The 20,861-nt window shown below is 69.4% G+C and carries 19 protein-coding genes; 2 read left to right on the top strand and 17 right to left on the bottom strand.

Annotation, left to right across the window (positions count from 1 at the left end):
* Positions 1-31 precede the first annotated feature (31 nt).
* The 9 genes from AC27L4_RS02750 to AC27L4_RS02790 all read right to left on the bottom strand — a co-directional run bounded on the left by AC27L4_RS02750 (position 32) and on the right by AC27L4_RS02790 (position 10,305).
* Positions 32-868, bottom strand: coding sequence for a phosphoenolpyruvate hydrolase family protein (locus AC27L4_RS02750; protein ID WP_487140419.1), 837 nt, complete (start codon positions 866-868; stop codon positions 32-34).
* 2 nt (positions 869-870) lie between these two features.
* Positions 871-3,069: a Tm-1-like ATP-binding domain-containing protein gene (locus AC27L4_RS02755; protein ID WP_487140420.1), complete on the bottom strand. Its 2,199-nt coding sequence runs from the start codon at positions 3,067-3,069 to the stop codon at positions 871-873.
* Positions 3,062-3,850, bottom strand: a complete 789-nt coding sequence (locus AC27L4_RS02760) for an ABC transporter ATP-binding protein (protein ID WP_487140421.1) — start codon at positions 3,848-3,850, stop codon at positions 3,062-3,064. Before AC27L4_RS02760 ends, AC27L4_RS02755 begins: the two co-directional genes overlap by 8 nt.
* Positions 3,850-5,097, bottom strand: coding sequence for an ABC transporter substrate-binding protein (locus tag AC27L4_RS02765; RefSeq protein WP_487140422.1), 1,248 nt, complete (start codon positions 5,095-5,097; stop codon positions 3,850-3,852). The genes AC27L4_RS02760 and AC27L4_RS02765 overlap by 1 nt, the downstream gene beginning before the upstream one ends.
* Before the next feature lie 42 nt (positions 5,098-5,139).
* Positions 5,140-6,192: a branched-chain amino acid ABC transporter permease gene (locus AC27L4_RS02770; protein WP_487140423.1), complete on the bottom strand. Its 1,053-nt coding sequence runs from the start codon at positions 6,190-6,192 to the stop codon at positions 5,140-5,142.
* Positions 6,189-7,187, bottom strand: coding sequence for a branched-chain amino acid ABC transporter permease (locus AC27L4_RS02775; RefSeq protein WP_487140424.1), 999 nt, complete (start codon positions 7,185-7,187; stop codon positions 6,189-6,191). The genes AC27L4_RS02770 and AC27L4_RS02775 overlap by 4 nt, the downstream gene beginning before the upstream one ends.
* 74 nt (positions 7,188-7,261) lie before the next feature.
* Complete coding sequence (locus AC27L4_RS02780; RefSeq protein ID WP_487140425.1) at positions 7,262-8,590, bottom strand: metal-dependent hydrolase family protein; 1,329 nt, start codon at positions 8,588-8,590, stop codon at positions 7,262-7,264.
* A 69-nt stretch (positions 8,591-8,659) separates the two neighbouring features.
* Positions 8,660-9,436 (bottom strand): alpha/beta fold hydrolase, encoded by a 777-nt coding sequence (locus AC27L4_RS02785; RefSeq protein WP_487140426.1) that lies wholly within the window; start codon positions 9,434-9,436, stop codon positions 8,660-8,662.
* Positions 9,433-10,305 (bottom strand): fumarylacetoacetate hydrolase family protein, encoded by an 873-nt coding sequence (locus tag AC27L4_RS02790; RefSeq protein ID WP_487140427.1) that lies wholly within the window; start codon positions 10,303-10,305, stop codon positions 9,433-9,435. Before AC27L4_RS02790 ends, AC27L4_RS02785 begins: the two co-directional genes overlap by 4 nt.
* A gap of 184 nt (positions 10,306-10,489) precedes the next feature.
* Between AC27L4_RS02790 and AC27L4_RS02795 the strand changes: the two genes are divergently transcribed.
* Entirely contained in the window at positions 10,490-11,161 is a 672-nt protein-coding gene (locus AC27L4_RS02795) for a FadR/GntR family transcriptional regulator (protein ID WP_487140428.1), read from the top strand.
* A 152-nt stretch (positions 11,162-11,313) separates the two neighbouring features.
* Here AC27L4_RS02795 and AC27L4_RS02800 read toward each other — a convergent pair whose 3' ends face one another.
* The 3 genes from AC27L4_RS02800 to AC27L4_RS02810 form a co-directional block, all read right to left on the bottom strand.
* A complete protein-coding gene (locus AC27L4_RS02800) occupies positions 11,314-12,189 on the bottom strand; it encodes a 4-(cytidine 5'-diphospho)-2-C-methyl-D-erythritol kinase (RefSeq protein ID WP_487140429.1) in 876 nt (291 codons plus the stop codon).
* Positions 12,186-13,925, bottom strand: coding sequence for a tetratricopeptide repeat protein (locus tag AC27L4_RS02805; RefSeq protein WP_487140430.1), 1,740 nt, complete (start codon positions 13,923-13,925; stop codon positions 12,186-12,188). Before AC27L4_RS02805 ends, AC27L4_RS02800 begins: the two co-directional genes overlap by 4 nt.
* A 163-nt stretch (positions 13,926-14,088) precedes the next feature.
* Positions 14,089-14,343 carry a (2Fe-2S)-binding protein gene (locus AC27L4_RS02810; protein ID WP_487140431.1) on the bottom strand — a complete coding sequence of 85 codons (255 nt, stop codon included), beginning with the start codon at positions 14,341-14,343 and terminating at the stop codon, positions 14,089-14,091.
* Positions 14,344-14,598: 255 nt separating this feature from the next.
* Between AC27L4_RS02810 and bfr the strand changes: the two genes are divergently transcribed.
* Entirely contained in the window at positions 14,599-15,081 is a 483-nt protein-coding gene (gene bfr, locus AC27L4_RS02815; protein ID WP_487140432.1) for a bacterioferritin, read from the top strand.
* Positions 15,082-15,143: 62 nt separating this feature from the next.
* Here the strand turns inward: bfr and AC27L4_RS02820 are convergent, their stop codons facing one another.
* The 5 genes from AC27L4_RS02820 to gcvH all read right to left on the bottom strand — a co-directional run bounded on the left by AC27L4_RS02820 (position 15,144) and on the right by gcvH (position 20,860).
* Positions 15,144-16,820, bottom strand: coding sequence for an electron transfer flavoprotein-ubiquinone oxidoreductase (locus tag AC27L4_RS02820; RefSeq protein ID WP_487140433.1), 1,677 nt, complete (start codon positions 16,818-16,820; stop codon positions 15,144-15,146).
* A gap of 218 nt (positions 16,821-17,038) precedes the next feature.
* Positions 17,039-18,601, bottom strand: a complete 1,563-nt coding sequence (gene gcvPB / locus AC27L4_RS02825; RefSeq protein ID WP_487140434.1) for an aminomethyl-transferring glycine dehydrogenase subunit GcvPB — start codon at positions 18,599-18,601, stop codon at positions 17,039-17,041.
* Positions 18,601-19,941, bottom strand: coding sequence for an aminomethyl-transferring glycine dehydrogenase subunit GcvPA (gene gcvPA / locus AC27L4_RS02830; protein WP_487140435.1), 1,341 nt, complete (start codon positions 19,939-19,941; stop codon positions 18,601-18,603). The genes gcvPB and gcvPA overlap by 1 nt, the downstream gene beginning before the upstream one ends.
* Positions 19,942-19,956: 15 nt before the next feature.
* Positions 19,957-20,436: an OsmC family protein gene (locus AC27L4_RS02835; protein ID WP_487140436.1), complete on the bottom strand. Its 480-nt coding sequence runs from the start codon at positions 20,434-20,436 to the stop codon at positions 19,957-19,959.
* A gap of 55 nt (positions 20,437-20,491) precedes the next feature.
* Positions 20,492-20,860, bottom strand: coding sequence for a glycine cleavage system protein GcvH (gcvH, locus tag AC27L4_RS02840; RefSeq protein WP_487140437.1), 369 nt, complete (start codon positions 20,858-20,860; stop codon positions 20,492-20,494).
* Position 20,861 lies beyond the last annotated feature (1 nt).

Here is a 20,861-nt window from a genome sequence, read left to right on the forward strand (position 1 = left end):
CCCCCGGCGGGCGTCCGCGCGGCGCTTGTCTTCAGTGTTGCCGCGTCACGGCCTTGAAACGCCGCGTCTGCTCGACCAGCGCCCGCTCCGTCGGCAGGCGCTCCATCGAGGAGGCGCCGTAGAAGCCGTGGCAGGTGTGGGCACGGGCGAGGACATAGGCCGCGTCCTCCGGCTCGGAGACAGGACCGCCATGGACGAGGATGATGGCGTCGGGCTTCACCCGCAGCGCCGCCTCGGCCCAGCGGTCGACCAGGGCCGGGCAATCCTCCAGCTTCAGGGCCGTCTGCGCGCCGATGGCGCCGCCGGTGGTCAGGCCGAGATGGCAGACGATGATGTCGGCGCCGGCCTTGGCCATGGCCGCTGCCTCGTCCTCGTTGAAGACGTAGGGGGTCGTCAGCAGATCCTTGGCATGGGCCTTGGCGATCATGTCGATCTCCAGGCCGTAGGACATGCCGGTCTCCTCCAGATTGGCGCGGAAGGTGCCGTCGATCAGGCCGACCGTCGGGAAGTTCTGCACGCCGGAGAAGCCGACCGCCTTGATCTCGTCGAGGAACCTGTCCATCAGGCAGAACGGATCCGTGCCGTTGACCCCGGCCAGCACCGGCGTGTGCCGGGTCACCGGCAGCACCTCGGCCGCCATCTCCATGACGATCTCGTTCGCATTGCCGTAGGCGAGCAGGCCGGCGAGCGAGCCGCGGCCGGCCATGCGGTAGCGGCCCGAATTGTAGATGACGATGAGGTCGATGCCGCCGGCCTCCTCGCACTTGGCCGAGAGGCCTGTGCCGGCGCCGCCGCCGACAATGACCTCGCCGCGCGCGATCATGGCGCGGAATTTCTCGAGGAGGGCGGATCGTTCGAAGCGCGGCATGGTCAGGCTCTCTTGCGCAGGGGGGCGATCTCGCGGAAGGCCTCGGCGAGGGCCGCCGCGAAGGCGGGGTCGTTGATGTGCAGCGGCAGGCGCACGATGCGGCGCTGGCCGGTCTGCTGCACGGTCTGCTCGATCGCGTCGAACAGGGCCCGGTCGGCTTCCGGGTCGTGGAAGGGCTTGCCCGGCGCGTCGAGGCCCGAAACGCCGCCGGCCGGGATCAGGAAGCGCACGGGCCCGCGCATCGCATTGAGCCGGGCGCCGATCCAGCGCCCCGCCTGCGTGTTCTCCTCCCGCGTCGTGCGCATCAGCGTGACGTTCGGGTTGTGGATGACGAAGTTGCGGCCGCGGAACCGGTCCGGCACGGTGTCGCGCGGGCCGAAATTGACCATGTCCAGGGCTCCGACCGAGCCGACATAGGGGATGGGCTGGCGGACGAACGCGCCGAAGCGGTCTTCGGTCGCCGGGAACACCCCGCCGACCAGCATGTCCGCGACCTCGGTGGTGGTGACGTCGATCGCGCCGGCGAGCAGGCCGGAATCGGCCAGGCTCTCCATCGAGCGGCCGCCGACCCCGGTGGCGTGGAAGACGAGGCAGTCGTACTCGTCCTGCAGGCTCTCGGTCAGGGCCTGGACGCAGGGGGTGGTCACCCCGAACATGGTGATGCCGAGCGCCGGCTTGGCGGCCGCGGCGGAGCGCGCGGCCGGATCCGGTGCCCGGGCGATCATGCCGGCGAGCGCATTGGCGCCGTTGGCCAGGATGCGCTCGGTGATCGAGTTCAGCCCCTGCACGTCGGCGACGGAATGCATCATCAGGATGTCGGAGGCGCCGACATAGCGCCCGACCTCGCCGGAGGCGACGGTCGAGATCATGATCTTGGGGATGCCGACTGGCAGGCGGCGCATGCCGGCCGTCGCCAGGGACGTGCCGCCCGAGCCGCCGGCCGAGATCACGCCGCCGATGTCGCGCTGGCGCGCGATCCAGGCCTGGAAGGCCACGGCCATCGCCTCGACGGCCTCGCCGCGCTCGCCGGTGAAGACGGCGCTGCCGCCGCGCGGGTGGGATCCCGCGACCTCCTGCGGCGGCACGTCCGCGCTCGACGGCCTGCCGGACGTGGAGAGGTCGACAGTCCTGGTGCGGATGCCGGCCTCGCGCAGGACGTCGCGGATGAACTTCAGCTCACGTCCCTTGGTGTCGAAGGTTCCCGCGACGATGGCCGTCCGCCCGTGCCGGTCGGCCGGAGCCGGCTCGACGAGGCGCGGGGCCGCCGCGGGCTCGGGCGGCGCGGCCGGCCGCACACCGCGCCCGATCTCGGCGTCGGTGAGGGCCCAGCGGTTCGGCAGGGAGGTGTTGGCGCGGAAACCGCCGGCGGCGGCCGGGGCCGTCGCATCGGCGCCGCGCACCACCCTGTAGACTTCGGCGAGACGCTCCCCGGCGCTCTCGCCCGGTTCCGTCGGCGTCTCCTCGGCCTCCTCGCCATGGCGGCCGACGCCGAGGAGGCGCTGCTGCAGATCCCGGTCGGCGGCGAGTTCGCGGGCCGGCATGGTGCGGTTGATGCGGCCGTTGACCATGATGGCGACGGTCTCGGCGATCGTCGCCGCGACGCCGATGTTCTGCTCGATCAGCAGCACGGCGATCTCGCCCTCGGCCGAGAGCTCGGCCAGCATGCCCGCCACCTGGTCGACGATGACGGGCGCCAGGCCCTCGGTCGGCTCGTCCATGACCAGCAGGCGCGGATTGCCGAGCAGTGCCCGCGAGATCGCCAGCATCTGCTGCTCGCCGCCCGAAAGCTGGCCGCCGCCATTGCCGCGCCGTTCCGCCAGCCGCGGGAAGGTCGCGTAGATGCGATCCACGGTCCACGCGGCGTCCCGGCCGCCCCGCGCGGCAACGCGCAGGTGCTCGTCCACCGAGAGGCTGCGCCAGACGCGGCGCCCCTGCGGCACGTAGCCGACGCCGAGGCGGGCGATCCGGTGGGGCTCCAGCCCGGCGATCTCCCGGCCGGCCACGGCGATCGAGCCGGATCGCGCCCGCTTCAGGCCGGTGATGGTGTTGCACAGCGTGGTCTTGCCCATGCCGTTGCGGCCGACGATCGCCAGGATCCGGTTTTCCAGGGTCAGGTCGACGCCCTGGATGGCATGGGATTCGCCGTAATAGACCTGCAGGTCGCGGATGCGCAGGATCGCCCGGGACGCGGTCTCACGCATGGCCGCCCCCGAGGTAGATCGCCTGGACTTCGGGATCGTTCTCGATCTCGCCCGGCGTGCCTTCCCGGAAGATGCGGCCATTGTGCATCATCGTCACCCGTTCCGACACGCGTAGCGCGATGTCGAGGTCGTGCTCGATGATGATGTAGCCGATATGGGCGGGCAGCTGTGTCAGGATCTGGACGAGGTCGCGCCGCTCGGCCGGCGACAGGCCGGCCGCCGGCTCGTCGAACAGGATGAAGCGCGGCGCGCCGGCCAGGGCCAGCGCGATTTCCAGCTGGCGCTGCTGTCCATGGCTGAGCGCGCCGACCAGGGCGTCGCGGCTGTCGTCGAGCTTGACGGCGTGCATGATCCTCTCGGCCTGCTGGCGCGTCGGTTCGTCCCGGCGCGGGCGCAGCAGCGAGAAGCGCCGGCGCGAGACGCCGCGGCAGGCCAGGAAGACGGTGTCGATGACGCTGAGGCCGCCGAACAGCAGCGAGACCTGGTAGGTTCGGCGCAACCCCCGGCGGATCCGCTCATGCGTGGGGAAGGTGGTGATGTCCTCGCCGAAGAAGCGGATCGAGCCGCTCGAGGGCGCGAAATCGCCGGTGATGGTGTTGAACAGCGTCGTCTTGCCGGCGCCGTTGGAGCCGAGCACGGCCCGCCGCTCGCCGGCCCTCACCCGCAGGGAGATGTCGGCGAGAGCCGTCAGAGCCCCGAACCGGCGGCCGACGCCGGCGAGCTCGAGGGCATGGTCGCCCCCCTGCGCCGCGAGCGAGCCGGCTGCCGGTTCGGTCGTCATCACTTGCAGTCCGGGTTGTCGCGGCTGGCGGGGCCGATCTTCAGGAACTCCTTCTCGTCCACGCCTAGCGTCTGGTCGATGTTCTCGGCCACCTTGATGACCTTGTTCACCAGGTTGCCGTCGGCGTCCTCGACCACTTCGGTGACGAAGATGTTGGCGATGCCGTTGCGGTTCTTGTCGAGCTTGACCGGACCGGTCGGCGTGTCGAACTCGAGCTTGGCCAGGGCCTCGCGGTACTTGGCGCCGCCGTCGGAGAGGTCGCCGCCGACCTTGTCGAGCGCCAGCAGCGCCGCCTTGGTGTTGACGTAGTAGGCGTGGGCGAACAGCGACGGGGAGGGGAAGGCGTCGGAGAAGGCCTTCCTGTAGTCCTCGCTGAACTTCTTCCAGCGCGGATCGTCCCAGGTGTCGGCCGTCGGGCCGGCCGCCGGCGTGCCGATGATCTGCTTCTTCTGCTGGCCCTTGGAGCCGAGCACCGTCTGGTCGACCGTGATCGAGCCGCCGATCAGCGGCAGGCTGCCGCCCGACTGCTGGTACTGGCCGAGGAAGTTCACGGCGTCGGCGCCGCCCAGCGCCACATAGATCGCGTCGACGTCGTCGGGCAGGGCGGCAATGACGGAGGAGAAGTCCTTGTTGCCGATCGGCACCCAGGATTTCTGGGTCACCTTGCCGCCGAGCCGGCAGAACGGCACCATGAAGCCCTCCACCTGGCTGTAGGGGAAGGAGTAGTCCTCGGCGACGACCGCGACCTTCTTGTAGCCCTTGTCCTTGTAGACATACTCGCCCAGCCCGGCCATCCACTGGACGCCGTCGGTGGAGAATCGGAAGAAGTTCGGGGCGGGGTCGAACAGCGTCGTGTCCTGCGCCGCCGAGGAGCCGTTGAGGAAGGTCACCTTCGGCTGCGTCTTGGCGTAGTCCTTGACGGCGATGCCTTCGGAGCCGGAGAGCGGGCCGATCAGGATCTGGACGCCGTCCTGCTCCACCAGCTTGCGGGCCGCCTTCACCGCGCTGTCGGGCGAAGCGTCGGACGAGCCGGTCACCAGCTCGATCTTCTTGCCGGCGACGGTGTAGCCCGCCTCCTGCAGCGCCAGCTTGAGGCCGCGCATGCCGTCCTGGCCGAGCACGGTGAAGGGCCCCTCCAGCGTCGCCAGGGCGCCGACCTTGATCGTGTCCTCGGCCGCCGCCAGCCCCGGCGCCATCACGCCGAGGGCGACGGCCGCCGCCAGAAGACCGCGTCTGTCAATCCGCATGGCAGTTTCCTCCTTGTCTTGTTGTCATCGGTTCGGCCCCCGTCATTTCGAACCGCTGCGCGCCGGGGGCGGGCGCAGGGAGTCCTGGAGGGACCGGCTGGCGCCGCTCGCCTTCAACTGCTCCCACAGGCCGAGCAGGCCGTCCGGGGAGAACAGGACGATCAAGAGGAAGGTCAGGCCGATCAGCGTGTTGAAGCGGTCGGCGCTGATCAGGTCGATGGCGAAATTCTTGAGCAGGATGAACAGGACGGCGCCGAGATAGGGGCCGATCGGCCGCTTCAGGCCGCCGACCACGGCGATGATCAGCACGTCGATCGCCGCCGAGACGCTGACGGTGCCGGGCGAGATCTGGCCGTTGAACCAGACCAGCAGGACCCCGGCCGTGCCGGCGATCAGGCCGGAAAGGAAGAAGGCGAACACCCGGTGGGCCGGCACGTCGAAGCCGAGCGCCCGCATCCGGCGGGGATTGTCGCGCACGGCCTGCAGGCCGAGGCCGAAGGTCGAGCGCTCGGCATAGACGGTGGCGCCGTAGAAGAAGGCGGCGACGGCGAGGCTGAGATAGTAGAACGGCGCGGGATCGCGCCAGTGGATGCCCAGCACCGTCGGCGGCGTGATGCCGTGGAAGCCGTTGAAGCCGTTGAACCAGGCGTAGTTCTGGCGGACGAAGTAGAAGAAGGCGGTGGCGATCGCCAGGGTGATCATGATGGTGTAGATGCCCGCGGTGCGCACCGCCAGCATGCCGATCAGCGCGCTCGCCACCGCCGCGGCCAGGATCGCCGCCGGCACGGTCAGCCACCAGGGCCAGCCCAGGCCCAGAACGCCCGAGCCGTTGGTGCCCAGGATGGCGACGAGATAGCCGGCGATGCCGGCCACCGTCATCTGCGCCAGGCTGACCATGCCGCCATAGCCGGCCAGCACCGTCAGCGACAGCGCGATGGTGCCCATGACCAGCGCATAGGCGCCGATCTGGAAGGTGAAGAAGGGACTGGCCACGAAGGGGTAGGCGAGGAGTGCGAGGCCGGTGAGGACGACCGCCGGGTCGATCTCCGGCAGGTCGGCGGCCGCGGCCTTGGCGGGGCTGTCGAGGCTGCTCATGCCGGCCGTCCCATGATGCCCTGCGGCCGCACCGCCAGCACCACGACCATGATCACGAAGGTGAAGACCACGGCGTAGGTCGGGAAATAGGCCAGGCCGATCTGCTCGGCCAGGCCGATCAGCAGGGCGCCGATCGCGGCGCCGGTGATCGATCCCATGCCGCCGACGATGACGACCACGAGCGAGGCGAGAAGGTATCGCACGTCCTCGCCCGGCGCGATCGACAGGGCGGTGCCGCCGACCACGCCGGCAAAGCCGGCGAGGCCGGCGCCGATGGCGAAGACGATGGCGAAGACCGCGTGCACGTTGACGCCGGTCGCCGCCAGCATGGCGCGGTCGTCGACGCCGGCGCGGATCATCATGCCGATGCGCGTGCGGTTGAGCAGCAGCCAGAGGCCGATGCCGATCAGCACCGCGGCCGCGAGCACCACCAACCGGTAGAGCGGGTATTTCATCAGCACCGCCGTGCCGTCCGCCTTCACCGCGGTGACCACCGGCGTCGTCACCGCGCCGTTCAGCCAGTCGGGCGTGGTGAACTGGTAGGTGTTGCCGGACCAGAAGGCGAGCATCAGGTCGGCGGCGACGATCGAGATGCCGATCGTCACCAGCGTCTGGCGTAGGTCGTCGCCCTCCATGCGGCGGAACACCGTCACCTGCATCAGCGCCCCGGCGGCGGCCGCGGCCAGGAAGCCGGCGGCGACGCCGAGCAGCCACAGGCCGGTCCGCTCGGCCACCTCGTAGCCGACATAGGCGCCGAACAGGTAGAGCGAGCCGTGCGCCAGGTTGACGTTGCGCATCAGCCCGAACACCAGGGTGAAGCCGCTGGCGACGAGGAAGTAGAGGCCGGCGAGCGTCACGCCGTTGAAGATGGTGTTGGCGAACACCTTCTTGGCGCCGATCGCCGCGACGAGCCAGTCGGGCCAGGCTGCCAGGAACAGCCAGAGCAGAAGCGCCGCGGCGATGGCGGGCAGGACGATCCAGAGCGGGTGTCTCATCGAGGCATGTCCCTCGGCTCCCGGTGCTCTCGCGAAGGTTCGGGCCCGCCCTGGAGCGCGCCCGGGCGGCTCGCTCAGGCCATCAGGCGCCGGCGCTGCTCCTGCATCTGCGGCTTCTTGTGGAACCTGCCGTCCTTCATGATCGCGAGCAGGCGGTCGCGCTCCTGCAGGATGCGGACATTGGCGAGGGGATCGCCGTCGACCAGGATCATGTCGGCGAGGAAGCCTTCGCGGATCTGGCCGAGCTCATGGCCCATGCCCATGATCTGGCCGCCGAGCTTGGTCGCCGCCAGGATCGCCTCCATCGGCGACATGCCGATCAAGTCGACGAAATACTCGATGTCGCGGGCGTTGGTGCCCTGGGGCGTCCAGGCGAAGCCGTAGTCGCCGCCGATCAGCACGCGGATGCCGCGCCGGTGCATCTTGCGCATGGTCTCGACCGCCATCTCCAGCTCGCGCTCGTAGAGCTGCGCCACCCGGGAGCCGGGCTTGATCCCCCATTCCTCCGCATGGCGGGCGGTGCGGATCAGCCAGGCCAGGCCGGGGGCCACGAAGTGCCTGTCCTTGGCCGCTTCCAGCAGGTCGAGGGCTTCCTCGTCGGCGAAGGAGGCGTGGTAGATGTTCTGGATGCCGTGACGGATGCACTGCTTGACCGATTCGGACGAACGCGCATGGGCGGCGAGCACCTTGCCGCGCGCCTTGGCCGCCATGGCGACCTCCTCCTCCGACATCGGCGTCTCCTCGGCGCCCGTGCCGGTGATCTCCTCGCCGGAGAGGTTGAGCTTGATGGAGTCGACGCCGTACTTGATCAGGGTGCGCACCGTGCGCCGCACCTCCTCGGGCCCGGACACGACGATGCCGAGGTTGAGGCCCTCGTGCGGGATGTGGGAGGGGGCGGAGTCGCCGAGGCCGCCGACCGTGGTGATCTCCGGCCCGGCCGCCGTGTAGCGCGGCCCCGGCAGCCGGCCCTCGTTGATGAAGTTGCGGATGACGACGTCGAGGCGCGGCTTGGCCGCCGCGGCCCCGCGCCCGGCGGTGAAGCCGGCGTCGAGCACGAGCTTGGCCATCTCGGCGGTGACGAGGATGTGCTCCTCGGGCGGCATCATCTGGATCGGATCGATGCCTGGCGCATTGTTCCAGGACAGGTGCAGGTGCGCGTCGACCATGCCGGGCATCAGCGTGGCGCCCATCCCGTCGATGACGGTGGCGCCGCCGCCGTTCGAGGCGCTGAAGCGAGATCCGCCGCGGGTGACCTGCTTGATCCGGTTGCCCTGCACCAGCACCTCGCCGGTGAAGGGATATTCGCCGGTGCCGTCCAGAACCCGCACATTGGTGAAGAGGACGGAGTCCGGCTCATGCCCGTTGGAGCTCCGGCGAGAGCCGTACATGCCTTCGTCTGCCATCGGATCCTCCGGTGTTTCCTCGGCCCGAGCCGTCTCCGCGAGGCGGGCGGCTTTCTCGGCTTGGCGCCATTATTGGACGCGTTTCAGGAAATTGCCCATTCTTTCATTGCACTCGGCCGGCTTCTCGAGCGTCGCCCAGTGGCCGCAGCGGTCGAGGATCGACAGGCTCGAGCCCTTGATCCGGTCGGCCAGCATCTGGCCCATGCCGGGCGGCGCCACGGCGTCGGCATCGCCGGTGACGAGCAGCGTCGGCGCCGAGATCAGCCGGGCATCGACCGCCCGGGCCTTGGCCAGCGCCTCGCAATGGCGGGCATAGCCCTGCGGGTCCTGGCGCATCAGCAGCTCGCGCACCAGGGCGAGGGTGGTGGGCGCGGTGCTGCGCGTGGCCGGCGACAGGGTGTTGGCGACGATCTGCTCGGCGATGCCGTCCATGCCTTCCGCTCGGGCGAGGCGGGCCCGGGCGAGGAGCCCGGTCCGTGCGCCGTCCGGCGGCTCGACGATGGCGCCGAACAGGGTGAGGGAGGCGACCAGCGCCGGCTCGTCCGCCGCGATGCGCTGGCACAGGATCGTGCCCATGGAGTGGCCGACGAAATGGGCCCGGGCGACGCCCAGCGTGCGCAGCGCCGAGACCAGCACGGCCGCGAGCCATTCGACGGAGATCTCTTCGTGCGGCGGCGGGGAGCGTCCCGCGCCCGGCAGGTCGGGGCGCAGCACGCGGTAGCCTTCCAGGACGGGCATCTGCGGCTGGAAGGCGTTGGAGGTGCCGCCGAGGCCGTGCACCATCACGACCGGGAAGCCGTCCCCGGCGACCTCCACCGTCATCCGTCCGAGATTGACGGTGGTCATGGGCGGACTTCCTCGAACGGGTTCTCCAGCGTGCCGATGCCGTCGATCTCGATGCGGACGACATCGCCGCCCTTGAGATAGCGCGGCGGATCGAAGCCGATGCCGACGCCGGCGGGCGTGCCGGTGGCGATGACGTCGCCGGGCTGCAGGGTGAGGCCGGCCGAGATCGTCGCGATGATGGTCGGGATGTCGAAGATCAGCAGGCCGGTGTTGGAGTCCTGGCGCAGCTCGCCGTTGACGAAGGAGCGGATGCCGGTGTTGGCGATGTCGATCGCGTCCCGCGTCACCGCCCACGGTCCCATCGGGCAGAACGTGTCCTGCGACTTGCCGACCAGCCACTGGCTGTAGCGGCCCTGCAGGTCCCGGGCCGTCACGTCGTTGACGATGGTGTAGCCCCAGACATGGTCGAAGGCATTCTCGGGACGAATGCCGCGCCCCTGCCGGCCGATGATGACCGCAAGCTCCGCCTCGTAGTCGACCGCGGCGGAGACGCCGGGATCGATCATCACCCTGGCTGCCGACGGGATGACGGTCTCGGGCACCTTGGAGAAGATGATCGGCGCCTTCGGCACGGCACCGGCGCCGGCGCTCGAATCGAAGCCGCTGCGGGCGAATTCGTGCGCGTGCTCGTGGTAGTTCTTGCCGATGCAGAAGATGTTGCGCCGCGGCCGCGGGATCGGCGCCTCGACGTCGACCCGCTCGATCGCGATCGGCGACAGGCGGGCCGGCATGTCGCGCCGTCCGATCAGGGCGAGGATCCCGGCCTCCGCCTCGGACGGCGGCAGGTCGAACGGCACGACGATGCCGCGTTCGAGGTCGACTTCTCCGACCCGGCGCTCGCCGCCGATCGAGAACGTGGCCACCCGCATGCGCCTTCCTTCCCGGTTAAACTGAACCATCTTGTTCTTATTGGTTCATATTGCGAGGAATGTTGGCTCAGTTTCGGTGCTCTGGCAACCGGAAAACAGACTGTGCTGTTGCCTTTTTTCTGGACCAATCTGATTTGGAGTGATAATTGGTTCAGAATTGGATCAGAACGGGACGCCCCAAGGCATGCCACGCCTCGTCGCCGCCGACATCGCCCGCAGCCTGAGGCAGCGCATCGAGGCCGGCGAGTGGGCGGGCGGGCGTCGCGTCCCGCCCGAGCGCGACCTCGCGGCCGAGCTCGGCGTGGCGCGCAACACCATCCGTCGGGCCATGCTGCTCCTGGAGGAGGACGGCGCCATCACCCGCCAGGTCGGCCGCGGCACCTTCGTGCTCGGGGAGGGCGCGCCATCGCTCGCCGCCACGCTCGCCCGCATGGAAGGGGCGAGCCCGGCCGACATGATGGAGATCCGCCTCCTGCTGGAGCCCCCCGCGGCCGCCTTCGCCGCGACCAACGCCAGCGCGGCCGAGATCGCCGGTGTCGAGGAGGCGCACCGCATGGCGACGGCCTCGATCGAGATGCCGCGCTTCGAGCAGTGGGATGCGGAGTTCCACCACCGCATCTTCGCCTGCTCGCGCAACGATCTGCTGCGCGAAATCCACAATCTCCTGCGCCTGCTGCGCAATCGGAGCCCGTGGTTCGAGATGAAGAAGCGCTCCTTCTCGGAAGAGCGCCGTACGGTCTATTGCCGCGAGCACGGCTTGGTGATGGACGCGATCCGGGACCGCGACCCCGACGCGGCCCGCACCGCCATGCAGGCGCATCTGCGGACGGTGGCGGCCAACATGCTGGGGCGGTGAGAGCCCGTTTTGAAACGCGCTGCGGCGGCGATCTGACGGCGCTTTTTGCGCTTCCGGTGCTCACGGACATCAAGTCCGCTGCGCCCCGGTTCTCGAATCACCGTCATCTCACTCACCGCAGCGCGTTTCAAAACGGGCTCTGAGGCCGGCGCCTATCCCACCATCGTCGTCGCCACCCACCAGCCCGGCCGCGCGGCGCGCAGGGCGCGCGCGGCTGCCACGGCGGCACGGGAACTGTCGAACAGGCCGAAAACCGTGGCGCCGGAGCCGGACATGCGCGCCAGGCGGCAGGCGGGCTGCGCCGCCGTCAGGTCGATCACGTCGCGGACCACCGGCGCCACGGCGATGGCGGGCGCCTCCAGGTCGTTGCGCGCCCGGCGCAGTCCCTCGATCAGGTCGCGTCGCGAGGCTCCCGCGCCGAAGGCCTGGAGCGGGCCGGCGGCCAGGGTTCCGGGGGACAGCCCCAGCGCCCGGAACACCGCGTCGGTCGGCGCGGCGACGCGCGGATTGACCAGCACCGCCGGCAGGCGCGGCAGCGCCACCGGCGGGGACAGGGCCTCGCCGGCGCCGCCCATCAGCCGCGCCCTGGCCTCGAGGCAGACGGGCACGTCCGAGCCGACCTGGCGCGCCGCCGCCATCAGGCGTGGGTCATCCGGCGCCAGGCCGTTCGCCCGCGCCAGCAGCCGCAGCGCCGCGGCCGCGTCCGAGGAGCCGCCGCCGATGCCGGCTGCGACCGGCAGGCGCTTGAGCAGGTGGAAGTGCCCCGTGACCAGGCCGGGAACCGTCGCCGCCAACGCCTCGGCCGCCCGGATCACCAGATTGTCGGCACCCTCGCCCGCCGCCTTCGCCGTCGGGCCGGTGACGCGCAGCGACAGGCCGGCTCCCGGCTGCAGCGTCAGGGCGTCGCCCTTGGCGGCAAAGGCGACGAGGCTGTCGAGCAGATGGTAGCCGTCGGCGCGCCGGCCGAGCACGTGCAGCGTCAGGTTGACCTTCGCGGGAGCGTGCTCGAGCAGCGGATCGGCCGTCACCCGCCCTTCGCGGGCTTGGTCGCGTCCGCCGACCGTGCCTCGTCCTCCTTCAGGCCGCTCTTGAGCTTCTGCTCGATCTTCTCCAGATCCTGCGGCTCGGGCTTGGCATCCTTGGCGTGCCGCCACTGGAATGTCGCCTCCAGCTTGCGGCCGGTGCGCCAATAGGCATCGCCCAGATGGTCGTTGATGGTGGGGTCGCTCGGCTTCAGCGTCACGGCCCGCTCGAGCTGCTTCACCGCGTCGTCATACTGCCCGAGGCGGTAATAGGCCCAGCCCAGGCTGTCGACGATGTAGCCGTCGTCGGGGCGCTGCTCGACCGCCTTCTTGATCATGGTCATGCCCTCGTCGAGATGCGTGCCCTGATCGATCCAGGAATAGCCGAGATAGTTCAACACCGAGGGCTGGTCCGGGAACAGCTCCAGCGCTTTCCTGAAGTCGGCCTCCGCCTTCGGCCACTGCTTGGTGCGCTCATAGGCGACGCCGCGGAAATAGTAGGTCGACCAGTTGGCGCGAGTCGGCGTGCCGATCACCTCGATCGCCTGGGTGAAGGCGTCCGCGGCCTCGGCGTACTTCTTGCGGCCCTGATAGAGGCCGCCCAGCGCGATGATCGCATCGAGATCCTGGGGATCCTGGCGGATGATCTCCTTGAGGTGGGAGGTCGCCTCGTCGGTCTTGTCGAGCTGGTCGAGGGCGCCGGCGAGCTCGATCTCGGCATTGCGCTTGAGCGGGGAGGAAGCGCGAACCTGCTCCAGGAGCGCGACGGCGCGCTCGGGCTGCTTCAGGTCGGTGTAGAGGTCGGCAAGACCGATCTGGGCCGAGGCGTTGTCGGGGGCGAGGTAGAGCGCCAGCTGGTAGAACACCAGCGCGTAGTCCGTGCCCCCCTGCTTGCCGAGCGGCGCGGCGAGGCCGACCAGCACGTCGCTGGCGCCTTCCTGCGCCGTGCGCACCGTCGGCGCGATCGGCTTGCCGGCCTCGATATCGGCCATCAGCGCCCGGATCGCGGGATGGCGCGGCAGCTTCTCGTCATAGGCCTTGAGCACCTTCAGCGCCTCGTCGCGCTGGCCGTCCCGCGCCAGCGCCCTGGCATAGGCCTCGGTGATGCGCACGGCCGAGGAATCGCGGTCGGTGGCGGCCTTCAGGCGCTTGACGGCGTTGGCCTTGTCGCCGGCCATGTCATAGGCCATGCCGGAGGAATAGTCGCGGAAGCTGGTGTACCAGTCCTCCGCCTTGACCTTGTCGGCTGCCGCGACACCCCTGGCCGTCTCGCCGGCGCCGGCGTCGGCCCAGGCGCTCAGGAGCGGCGCGATCAGGTCGAGGAAGGGGCGCTGGGCGGCAAAGTCGAGATTGGTGCGCGCCGTGGCGTATTGCCGGGCCTTGAGCGCCTTCACGCCGAGCGTCAGCCGGCCGATGCGATGCAGCTTGTCGGCGGCCACGAGGCGCTCGGCGAAGCGGAATGCCCGGTCCATTTCGCCGGCCTGCAGCAGGGCCAGGAAAGTGCGGTCGATCAGGTCGAGATTGTTGGGACTCGCCTTCAGCGCGGTCTGGTAGAAATTCGAGGCGGCCTGGTTGTCGCGCAGGCTCGCGGCCAGGCGGCCTGCCAGGAATCCGCCGGTCATGGTCATGCCGTCCGGCGCGCGCTGGATGCGCCGTACGGCGCTGGCGGGCGAAGCGGTGGCGCCGACGATCGCTGCGGCCACGAGGGCGGCGATCAGGCGCGAGCGATGGTTTGCAATCACGGACGTCGGTTCTCCGGAACGGGCGGCGGCCTGCACGGGCGGCCGGCAAAGACGAAGCATCGCCTGCGACAATGGCTGCTTTGCGGCCGCGGGACAAGACGTTGCTGCGGCATCTCGGCGCTTCCCCCGGGTGGCCGGGGAAGCGCCCCTCACGCCCGGCGGGTCATTCCGCCGCGTCGAGCAGGGGGGCCTCGATCGCCTCGCGCAGGGCGCAATCCTCCTTGCAGTCGTGGCAGCGGGCGGCGGCGCGCGCGTCGGCCAGGATCCGCCGGACCGTCTTCAGGCAGCGGCCGCATTCCGGCCCGCAGCCCAGGCAGCGATAGGCTTCCGTCGCCGAACGCGGACAGCCCGGCAGCTCAGTGTCGAGCGTGCTGGCGAAATCCTTGTCGGTCAGGACACGGCAGGAGCAAACGATCATCGACTGTTCGAACCCATGACTTGGCGAAGAGGGATGTGACGGCCGGCGGTCGTCCTGTCAATGCTTGCGGCAAAGAATGGAATTGCTTCAAACTGCAGTTTGGAATTGTCATAAACTGTGGAATTTCCACAAGGCTGCTTGCCGGCATGCCATTCTCGCCGCCTTCGCCAGGGTGGCGGCGTCCGCGCGGATCTCCGCTTGCGTTTGATTGGAAGTATTCTAATCTAACAATGTACGCACAACGGGAGACGGACCATGCAGGGTGACAAGAAGGTCATCGACTATCTCAACCGTGCGCTCCGCAGCGAGCTGACCGCCATCAACCAGTATTGGCTGCATTATCGCATCTTCGACAATTGGGGCCTGCAGGATCTGGCCAAGAAATGGCGGGCCGAATCGATCGAGGAGATGCAGCACGCGGACAAGCTGACCACCCGCATCCTGTTCCTGGAAGGCTTCCCGAACATGCAGACGCTCGACCCGCTGCGGATCGGGCAGACCGTCAAGGAAGTCATCGAGTGCGACCTCGCCGCCGAGCGCGAGGCGCGGCTGATGTACCAGGAAGCGGCCGACTATTGCGCCTCGATCAAGGACTTCGTCACCCATGACCTGTTCAAGGCGAACATGACCGACGAGGAAGGCCATATCGATTTCCTCGAGACCCAGCTCGACCTGATCGAGCGGCTCGGCATCCAGCTCTACACCCAGAAGCACATGGGCGGGTTGAAAGAGGACTGAGCCTCCGGCCGAACGGGGCGGGCCGGCCTCTCCGGCTCGCCCGCCCGCCGGCTTCGCCCGGCTCACATGTTCGGATAGTTCGGCCCGCCGCCACCTTCCGGGGTCACCCAGTTGATGTTCTGGGCCGGATCCTTGATGTCGCAGGTCTTGCAGTGCACGCAGTTCTGCGCGTTGATGACGAAGCGCGGGTCGGTCTTGGCCGCCTCGTCGGCGTAGACCACCTCATAGACGCCCGCCGGGCAGTAGAGCCGGGCCGGCTCGCCGTAGCGCGGCAGGTTGCTGGCGATCGGGACCGAGGGATCCTTCAGCTTCAGATGGATCGGCTGATCCTCCTCGTGGTTGGTCGAGGACAGGAACACCGATGACAGCTTGTCGAAGGAGAGCTTGCCGTCGGGTTTGGGATAGGTGATCGGCTTGGCATCGGCGATCGGCTGCAGGCAGGCATGGTCGGGCTTGCCGTGCTTGAGGGTGCCGAACGGCGAGAAGCCCAGCTTCTCGGTGAAATGCATGTCGAGGCCGCCGAGCATGACGCCGCCGATCGTGCCGAGCTTCGACCAGAGCGGCTTGACGTTGCGCACCTTGCTCAGATCACGCCCAATATCGCTTCCCCGCCAGCCGGCCTCGTAGCCCGCCAGCTCGTCATGGGCGCGGCCCTCGGCTAGGGCGGCGCCGACATGATCGGCCGCCAGCATGCCCGACAGCACCGCATTGTGGCTGCCCTTGATGCGCGGCACGTTGACGAAGCCGGCCGCGCAGCCGATCAGCGCGCCGCCGGGGAAGACGAGCCGTGGCACCGACTGGTAGCCGCCCTCGGTGATGGCGCGGGCGCCGTAGGCGATGCGCCTGCCGCCTTCCAGGACCTGCGCCGCCACCGGGTGGTGCTTGAAGCGCTGGAACTCGTCGAAGGGCGACAGGTTGGGATTCTTGTAGTTGAGGTGCACCACGAAGCCGACGACCACCTGGTTGTCCTCGAGGTGGTAGAGAAAGGAGCCGCCGCCGGTGCCGTTGTCGAGCGGCCAGCCGAAGGAATGCTGCACCCGCCCCGGCACATGCCTGGCCGGGTCGACCTGCCACAGCTCCTTGAGGCCGATGCCGTATTTCTGCGGCTCGCGGCCGGCGTCGAGCCCGAACCGGGCCAGGAGCGTCTTGGTCAGGCTGCCGCGCGCGCCCTCGGCGAACAGGGTGTACTTGCCGCGCAGCTCCATGCCGCGGGTGAAGCCGGCATGGGGCTTGCCGTCGCGGCCGATGCCCATGTCGCCGGTGGCGATGCCGACCACCGCGCCCTTGTCGTCATAGAGCACTTCGGCGGCGGCGAAGCCGGGATAGATCTCGACGCCCAGCGCCTCGGCCCTGCCGGCGAGGTAGCGGCAGACATTGCCGAGAGAACCGACGAAATTGCCGTGGTTCGACATCAGCTTCGGCATGCCGAAATTCGGCAGCCGTATCGAGCCCGACGGGCCGAGATAGTAGAAGATGTCCTCGCTGACCTCGGTCTTCAGCGGTCGGGCCTCGTCCCCGCGCCAGTCGGGCAACAGGCGGTCGAGGCCGATGGGATCGATCACCGCGCCCGACAGGATATGCGCGCCGACTTCCGAGCCCTTCTCGACCACGACGACGGAGATGTCGGGGTTGATCTGCTTCAGCCGGATCGCGGCGGCGAGCCCGGCCGGGCCGCCGCCGACCACCACCACGTCATACTCCATGGCCTCGCGCGGTCCGAGGTCGGTGGTGTCGGTCATGAGCGGCTCCCGAGAGGCTTGATCCCCCGTGCTTTTTCCACGTTTTTGGAAGAGGTGCAAACCGTCATGCGGCAATCACCGGCCGGACCGGATGATCGGGGCGCCCCAGGGCGTCCGCCGCTTCGACGGCATCGCGCCGGCTCGCCGGAACGGGGAGACCGGGGACAGCGGAATGCACCGCCCCCGGGAACGGCCCGATCCGGCCGGTGAAAGGCCGCCTATTCCGCCGCCTCGCGCACCGGCTCCGGCTGCGTCCAGCGCAGCACCGGCTGGCGCGCCGCGCGGGTCTCGTCGAGCCGCCGGCGCGGGGCGTGGTAGGGCGCGCCGGTGAAGCGCTCGGTATCGCCGCGCCCGGCGGCCTGGGCGAGGTCGCGCAGCGTCATGATGAACAGGTCGAGCGAGGCCTTGGACTCGCTTTCCGTCGGCTCGATCAGCATGGCGCCGTGCACGACGAGCGGGAAATACACCGTCATCGGGTGATAGCCCTCGTCGATCATCGCCTTGGCGAAGTCGAGCGTCGTGACGCCGGTGTCCTTCAGCCAGCTGTCGTCGAACAGCACCTCATGCATGCAGGGCTGGTCGCCGAAGGGCAGGGACATCAGGTCGGCGAGGCAGGCCCGGACATAGTTGGCGCTGAGCACCGCGTCCTCGGAGGCCTGCCGCATGCCGTCGGCGCCGTGGCTGAGCATGTAGGTCAGCGCCCGGGTGAACATGCCCATCTGGCCGTGGAAGGCGCTCATCCGCCCGAAGGGCTCGGCGCCGGCCGGCGCGTCCTCCGGCTGCTCGACCAGCGCTCCGCCGACCACGAAGGGCAGCGGCGCGTGGGGCGCCAGCCGTTCCGACAGCACCACCGGGCCGGCGCCCGGTCCGCCGCCGCCATGCGGGGTGGAAAAGGTCTTGTGCAGGTTGATGTGCATGGCGTCGACGCCGAGGTCGCCCGGCCGCACCTTGCCGACGATGGCGTTGAAATTGGCGCCGTCGCAGTAGAAATAGGCGCCCGCCTCATGCACCGCGTCGGCGATCTCGGCCACATCCCGCTCGAACAGGCCGCAGGTGTTCGGGTTGGTCAGCATGATCGCCGCCACCTGCGGGCCGAGCGCCGCGCGCACCGCCTGCGGGTCGACCGTGCCGTCCGGCCGCACCGGGATCGATTCGACGGTGAAGCCGATCAGCGCCGCCGTCGCCGGATTGGTGCCGTGGGCGGAGTCGGGCACCAGCACCACGGTCCGGGTGGCGCCTTCGCCGCGGGCCGCGATGGCGCTCTTGATCGCCATCATGCCGCAGAGCTCGCCATGGGCGCCGGCCTTCGGGCTCATCGCCACGGCCGGCATGCCGGTGAGTTCCTTGAGGTAGTGCGCCAGCCTGTCGATCAGCGCCAGCGCGCCGGGCACGGTCGAGACCGGCTGCAGCGGATGGATGTCGGCGAAGCCGGGCAGCCGCGCCGCCTTCTCGTTGAGGCGCGGATTGTGCTTCATCGTGCAGGAGCCGAGCGGGAAGAGGCCGGAATCGATGCCGAAATTCTTCTGCGACAGGCGCACGTAATGGCGCATCGTCTCCGGCTCGGTCAGGCCCGGCAGGCCGATCGGATCGCGGCGCTCGTGCCCGCCGAGGCGGGAGGGGACGTCGCCGGCCAGGTCGACGTCGACGCCGGTCGTGTCGGTGCGGCCGATCTCGAACAGCAACGGCTCCTCGATCATCAGCGCGCGGTTGCCGGTGAAGGTCGGATGGCCGGCGGCGGCGGTTTCGCCGGGGGCGGTGGGGCGGCCTTGGCGGTTGAGCATCAGATCAGGTCCTTCAGAGCAGCGACATAGGCCGCGCGGTCGTCGTCGGTGTTGACCTCGGTCGAGGCCACCAGGATGAGGTCGTCGAGCCCGGCGCCCGGCGCCAGCCGCGACATGGGCACGCCGCCGAGCACGCCCCTGGCCGCCAGCGCCTCGATCAGCTCGGCCGCATTCCCCGGCACGCGGATGGTGAACTCGTTGAAGAAGGCCTGCTGCAGCACCTCGACCCCCTTCACGCCGGCGAGGGCGTCGGCGAGCTTGACGGCGTTGGCGTGGTTGAGCCGCGCCAGCGCCCTGAGCCCCTTCTCGCCGAGCAGCGTCATGTGGGCGGTGAAGGCCAGCACGCACAGGCCCGAATTGGTGCAGATGTTGGAGGTGGCCTTGTCGCGGCGGATGTGCTGCTCGCGCGTCGACAGCGTCAGCACGAAGCCGCGCCGGCCCTCGGCGTCGACCGTCTCGCCGCACAGGCGCCCCGGCATCTGCCGGACATATTTCTGCCGGGTTGCGAACAGGCCGACATAGGGGCCGCCGAAGTTCAGCGCATTGCCGATCGACTGGCCTTCGCCGACGACGATGTCGGCGCCCATGGCCCCGGGCGGCGTCACCAGACCGAGCGAGACCGCTTCGGTGAACACGGCGATCAGCAGCGCCCCCGCCTTCTGCGCCGCGGCGGCGATGGCGGTGAGGTCGCGCAGGTTGCCGAACACGTCCGGGGTCTGCACCACGACGCAGGCGGTGTCGGCATCGATGGCGGCGATGATGTCCTCGCCGGCGCGGACGTCCGGGGGCAGCGCCGTCACCGCGTCGCCGGCCATGCCGGAGACCGTCTCCACCACCTGCCGGTAATGCGGGTGCAGGCCGCCCGACAGCACCGACTTGCGACGCTTGGTGATGCGATGGGCCATCAGCACCGCCTCGGCGGTGCCGGTGGAGCCGTCATACATCGAGGCGTTGGCCACCTCCATGCCGGTGAGCAGCGCCACCTGGGTCTGGAACTCGAAGAGATATTGCAGCGTGCCCTGGGCGATCTCCGGCTGGTAGGGCGTGTAGGAGGTCAGGAACTCCGAACGCTGGATCAGGTGGTCCACCGTCGCCGGCACGTGGTGCTTGTAGGCGCCGGCGCCGACGAAGAACGGCACGGACGAGGCCGGCACGTTCCTGGCCGCCATGGCGCCCATGATGCGCTCGACCTCCAGCTCGCCCTTGGTCAGCGGCAGGTCGGGCAGGGTCTTGCGCAGCTTGTCGGCGGGGACGCTGGCGAACAGGGCATCGATGTCACCGACGCCGATTCGCGCCAGCATCTCGCCGCGATCGGCATCGGAAAGGGGCAGGTAACGCATGAAGAAGGGCCTCGGTCAGACGAACAGGGGGGCAGGAGGAGCCACCACGATCTCGGTCTTCACCGAGTTGGCGATGAAGCACTCCTCGTGGGCCTGGTGGTGCAGGCCGTCGATCTCGGTGGCGGTCGGGCGCTTTTCGCCCGAGATGGTCAGCGCCGGGCGCAGGGTGACGCGAGACACCCACATCTTGCCGCGCGCGTCCCGGCTCATCTCGCCGAGGGCCTCGTCGACATAGGAGTCGATGACGAAGCCCTGCTTGCGGGCAAAGGACAGGAAGAACAGCATGTGGCAGCTGGCCAGCGCCGCCACATAGGCCTCCTCCGGGTCCACCGCCTCCTCTTGCGACAGGGGCAGGCGAACGATCGAGGGGGAGGAGGAGGCGGGCACGATGACGCCGCCGTCGAACTCCCAGTCATGGGCGCGCGAATAGAGGTTGTCGGTGAACACCGCCCCGTTTCGACGCCAGCGGACGATGGCATTGTAGCTGTGGGTCATGGCTCGTCTTCCTCCCGTCAGGAGCGGTAGCGGCGGGCGCGGGGCCCGCCGCGTCTCATGCGATCAGGGCCTGGTACGCCGCTTCGTCCATGAGCCCGTCGAGCTCGGCCGGGTCGGAGAGCTTGATCCGGATGAACCAGCCCTTGCCCTGCGGATCCTCGTTGACGGTGGAGGGGCTGTCGGGCAGGCCGGCATTGACCTCGACCACCGTGCCGGAGACCGGCGCGTAGACCTCGCTGGCAGCCTTCACCGATTCCACCACCGCGGCTTCGTCGCCCTGCTTGAGCACCTTGCCGGCGGCCGGCAGTTCGACGAACACCACGTCGCCGAGCTGCGACTGGGCATAGTCGGTGATGCCGACGGTGGCGACGTCGCCGTCCACCGAGACATATTCATGGTCCTTGGAAAATTTGACGACGGGCATC

This window comes from Labrys sp. Lb11, from assembly GCF_057554225.1.

Excerpts from the sequence above, each read along its gene's own strand:
- AC27L4_RS02750 (WP_487140419.1), bottom strand. The coding sequence starts at position 868 with ATGCCGCGCTTCGAACGATCCGCCCTCCTCGAGAAATTCCGCGCCATG.
- AC27L4_RS02755 (WP_487140420.1), bottom strand. The coding sequence starts at position 3,069 with ATGCGTGAGACCGCGTCCCGGGCGATCCTGCGCATCCGCGACCTGCAG.
- AC27L4_RS02760 (WP_487140421.1), bottom strand. The coding sequence starts at position 3,850 with ATGACGACCGAACCGGCAGCCGGCTCGCTCGCGGCGCAGGGGGGCGAC.
- AC27L4_RS02765 (WP_487140422.1), bottom strand. The coding sequence starts at position 5,097 with ATGCGGATTGACAGACGCGGTCTTCTGGCGGCGGCCGTCGCCCTCGGC.
- AC27L4_RS02770 (WP_487140423.1), bottom strand. The coding sequence starts at position 6,192 with ATGAGCAGCCTCGACAGCCCCGCCAAGGCCGCGGCCGCCGACCTGCCG.
- AC27L4_RS02775 (WP_487140424.1), bottom strand. The coding sequence starts at position 7,187 with ATGAGACACCCGCTCTGGATCGTCCTGCCCGCCATCGCCGCGGCGCTT.
- AC27L4_RS02780 (WP_487140425.1), bottom strand. The coding sequence starts at position 8,590 with ATGGCAGACGAAGGCATGTACGGCTCTCGCCGGAGCTCCAACGGGCAT.
- AC27L4_RS02785 (WP_487140426.1), bottom strand. The coding sequence starts at position 9,436 with ATGACCACCGTCAATCTCGGACGGATGACGGTGGAGGTCGCCGGGGAC.
- AC27L4_RS02790 (WP_487140427.1), bottom strand. The coding sequence starts at position 10,305 with ATGCGGGTGGCCACGTTCTCGATCGGCGGCGAGCGCCGGGTCGGAGAA.
- AC27L4_RS02795 (WP_487140428.1), top strand. The coding sequence starts at position 10,490 with ATGCCACGCCTCGTCGCCGCCGACATCGCCCGCAGCCTGAGGCAGCGC.
- AC27L4_RS02810 (WP_487140431.1), bottom strand. The coding sequence starts at position 14,343 with ATGATCGTTTGCTCCTGCCGTGTCCTGACCGACAAGGATTTCGCCAGC.
- bfr (WP_487140432.1), top strand. The coding sequence starts at position 14,599 with ATGCAGGGTGACAAGAAGGTCATCGACTATCTCAACCGTGCGCTCCGC.
- AC27L4_RS02820 (WP_487140433.1), bottom strand. The coding sequence starts at position 16,820 with ATGACCGACACCACCGACCTCGGACCGCGCGAGGCCATGGAGTATGAC.
- gcvPB (WP_487140434.1), bottom strand. The coding sequence starts at position 18,601 with ATGCTCAACCGCCAAGGCCGCCCCACCGCCCCCGGCGAAACCGCCGCC.
- gcvPA (WP_487140435.1), bottom strand. The coding sequence starts at position 19,941 with ATGCGTTACCTGCCCCTTTCCGATGCCGATCGCGGCGAGATGCTGGCG.
- AC27L4_RS02835 (WP_487140436.1), bottom strand. The coding sequence starts at position 20,436 with ATGACCCACAGCTACAATGCCATCGTCCGCTGGCGTCGAAACGGGGCG.
- gcvH (WP_487140437.1), bottom strand. The coding sequence starts at position 20,860 with ATGCCCGTCGTCAAATTTTCCAAGGACCATGAATATGTCTCGGTGGAC.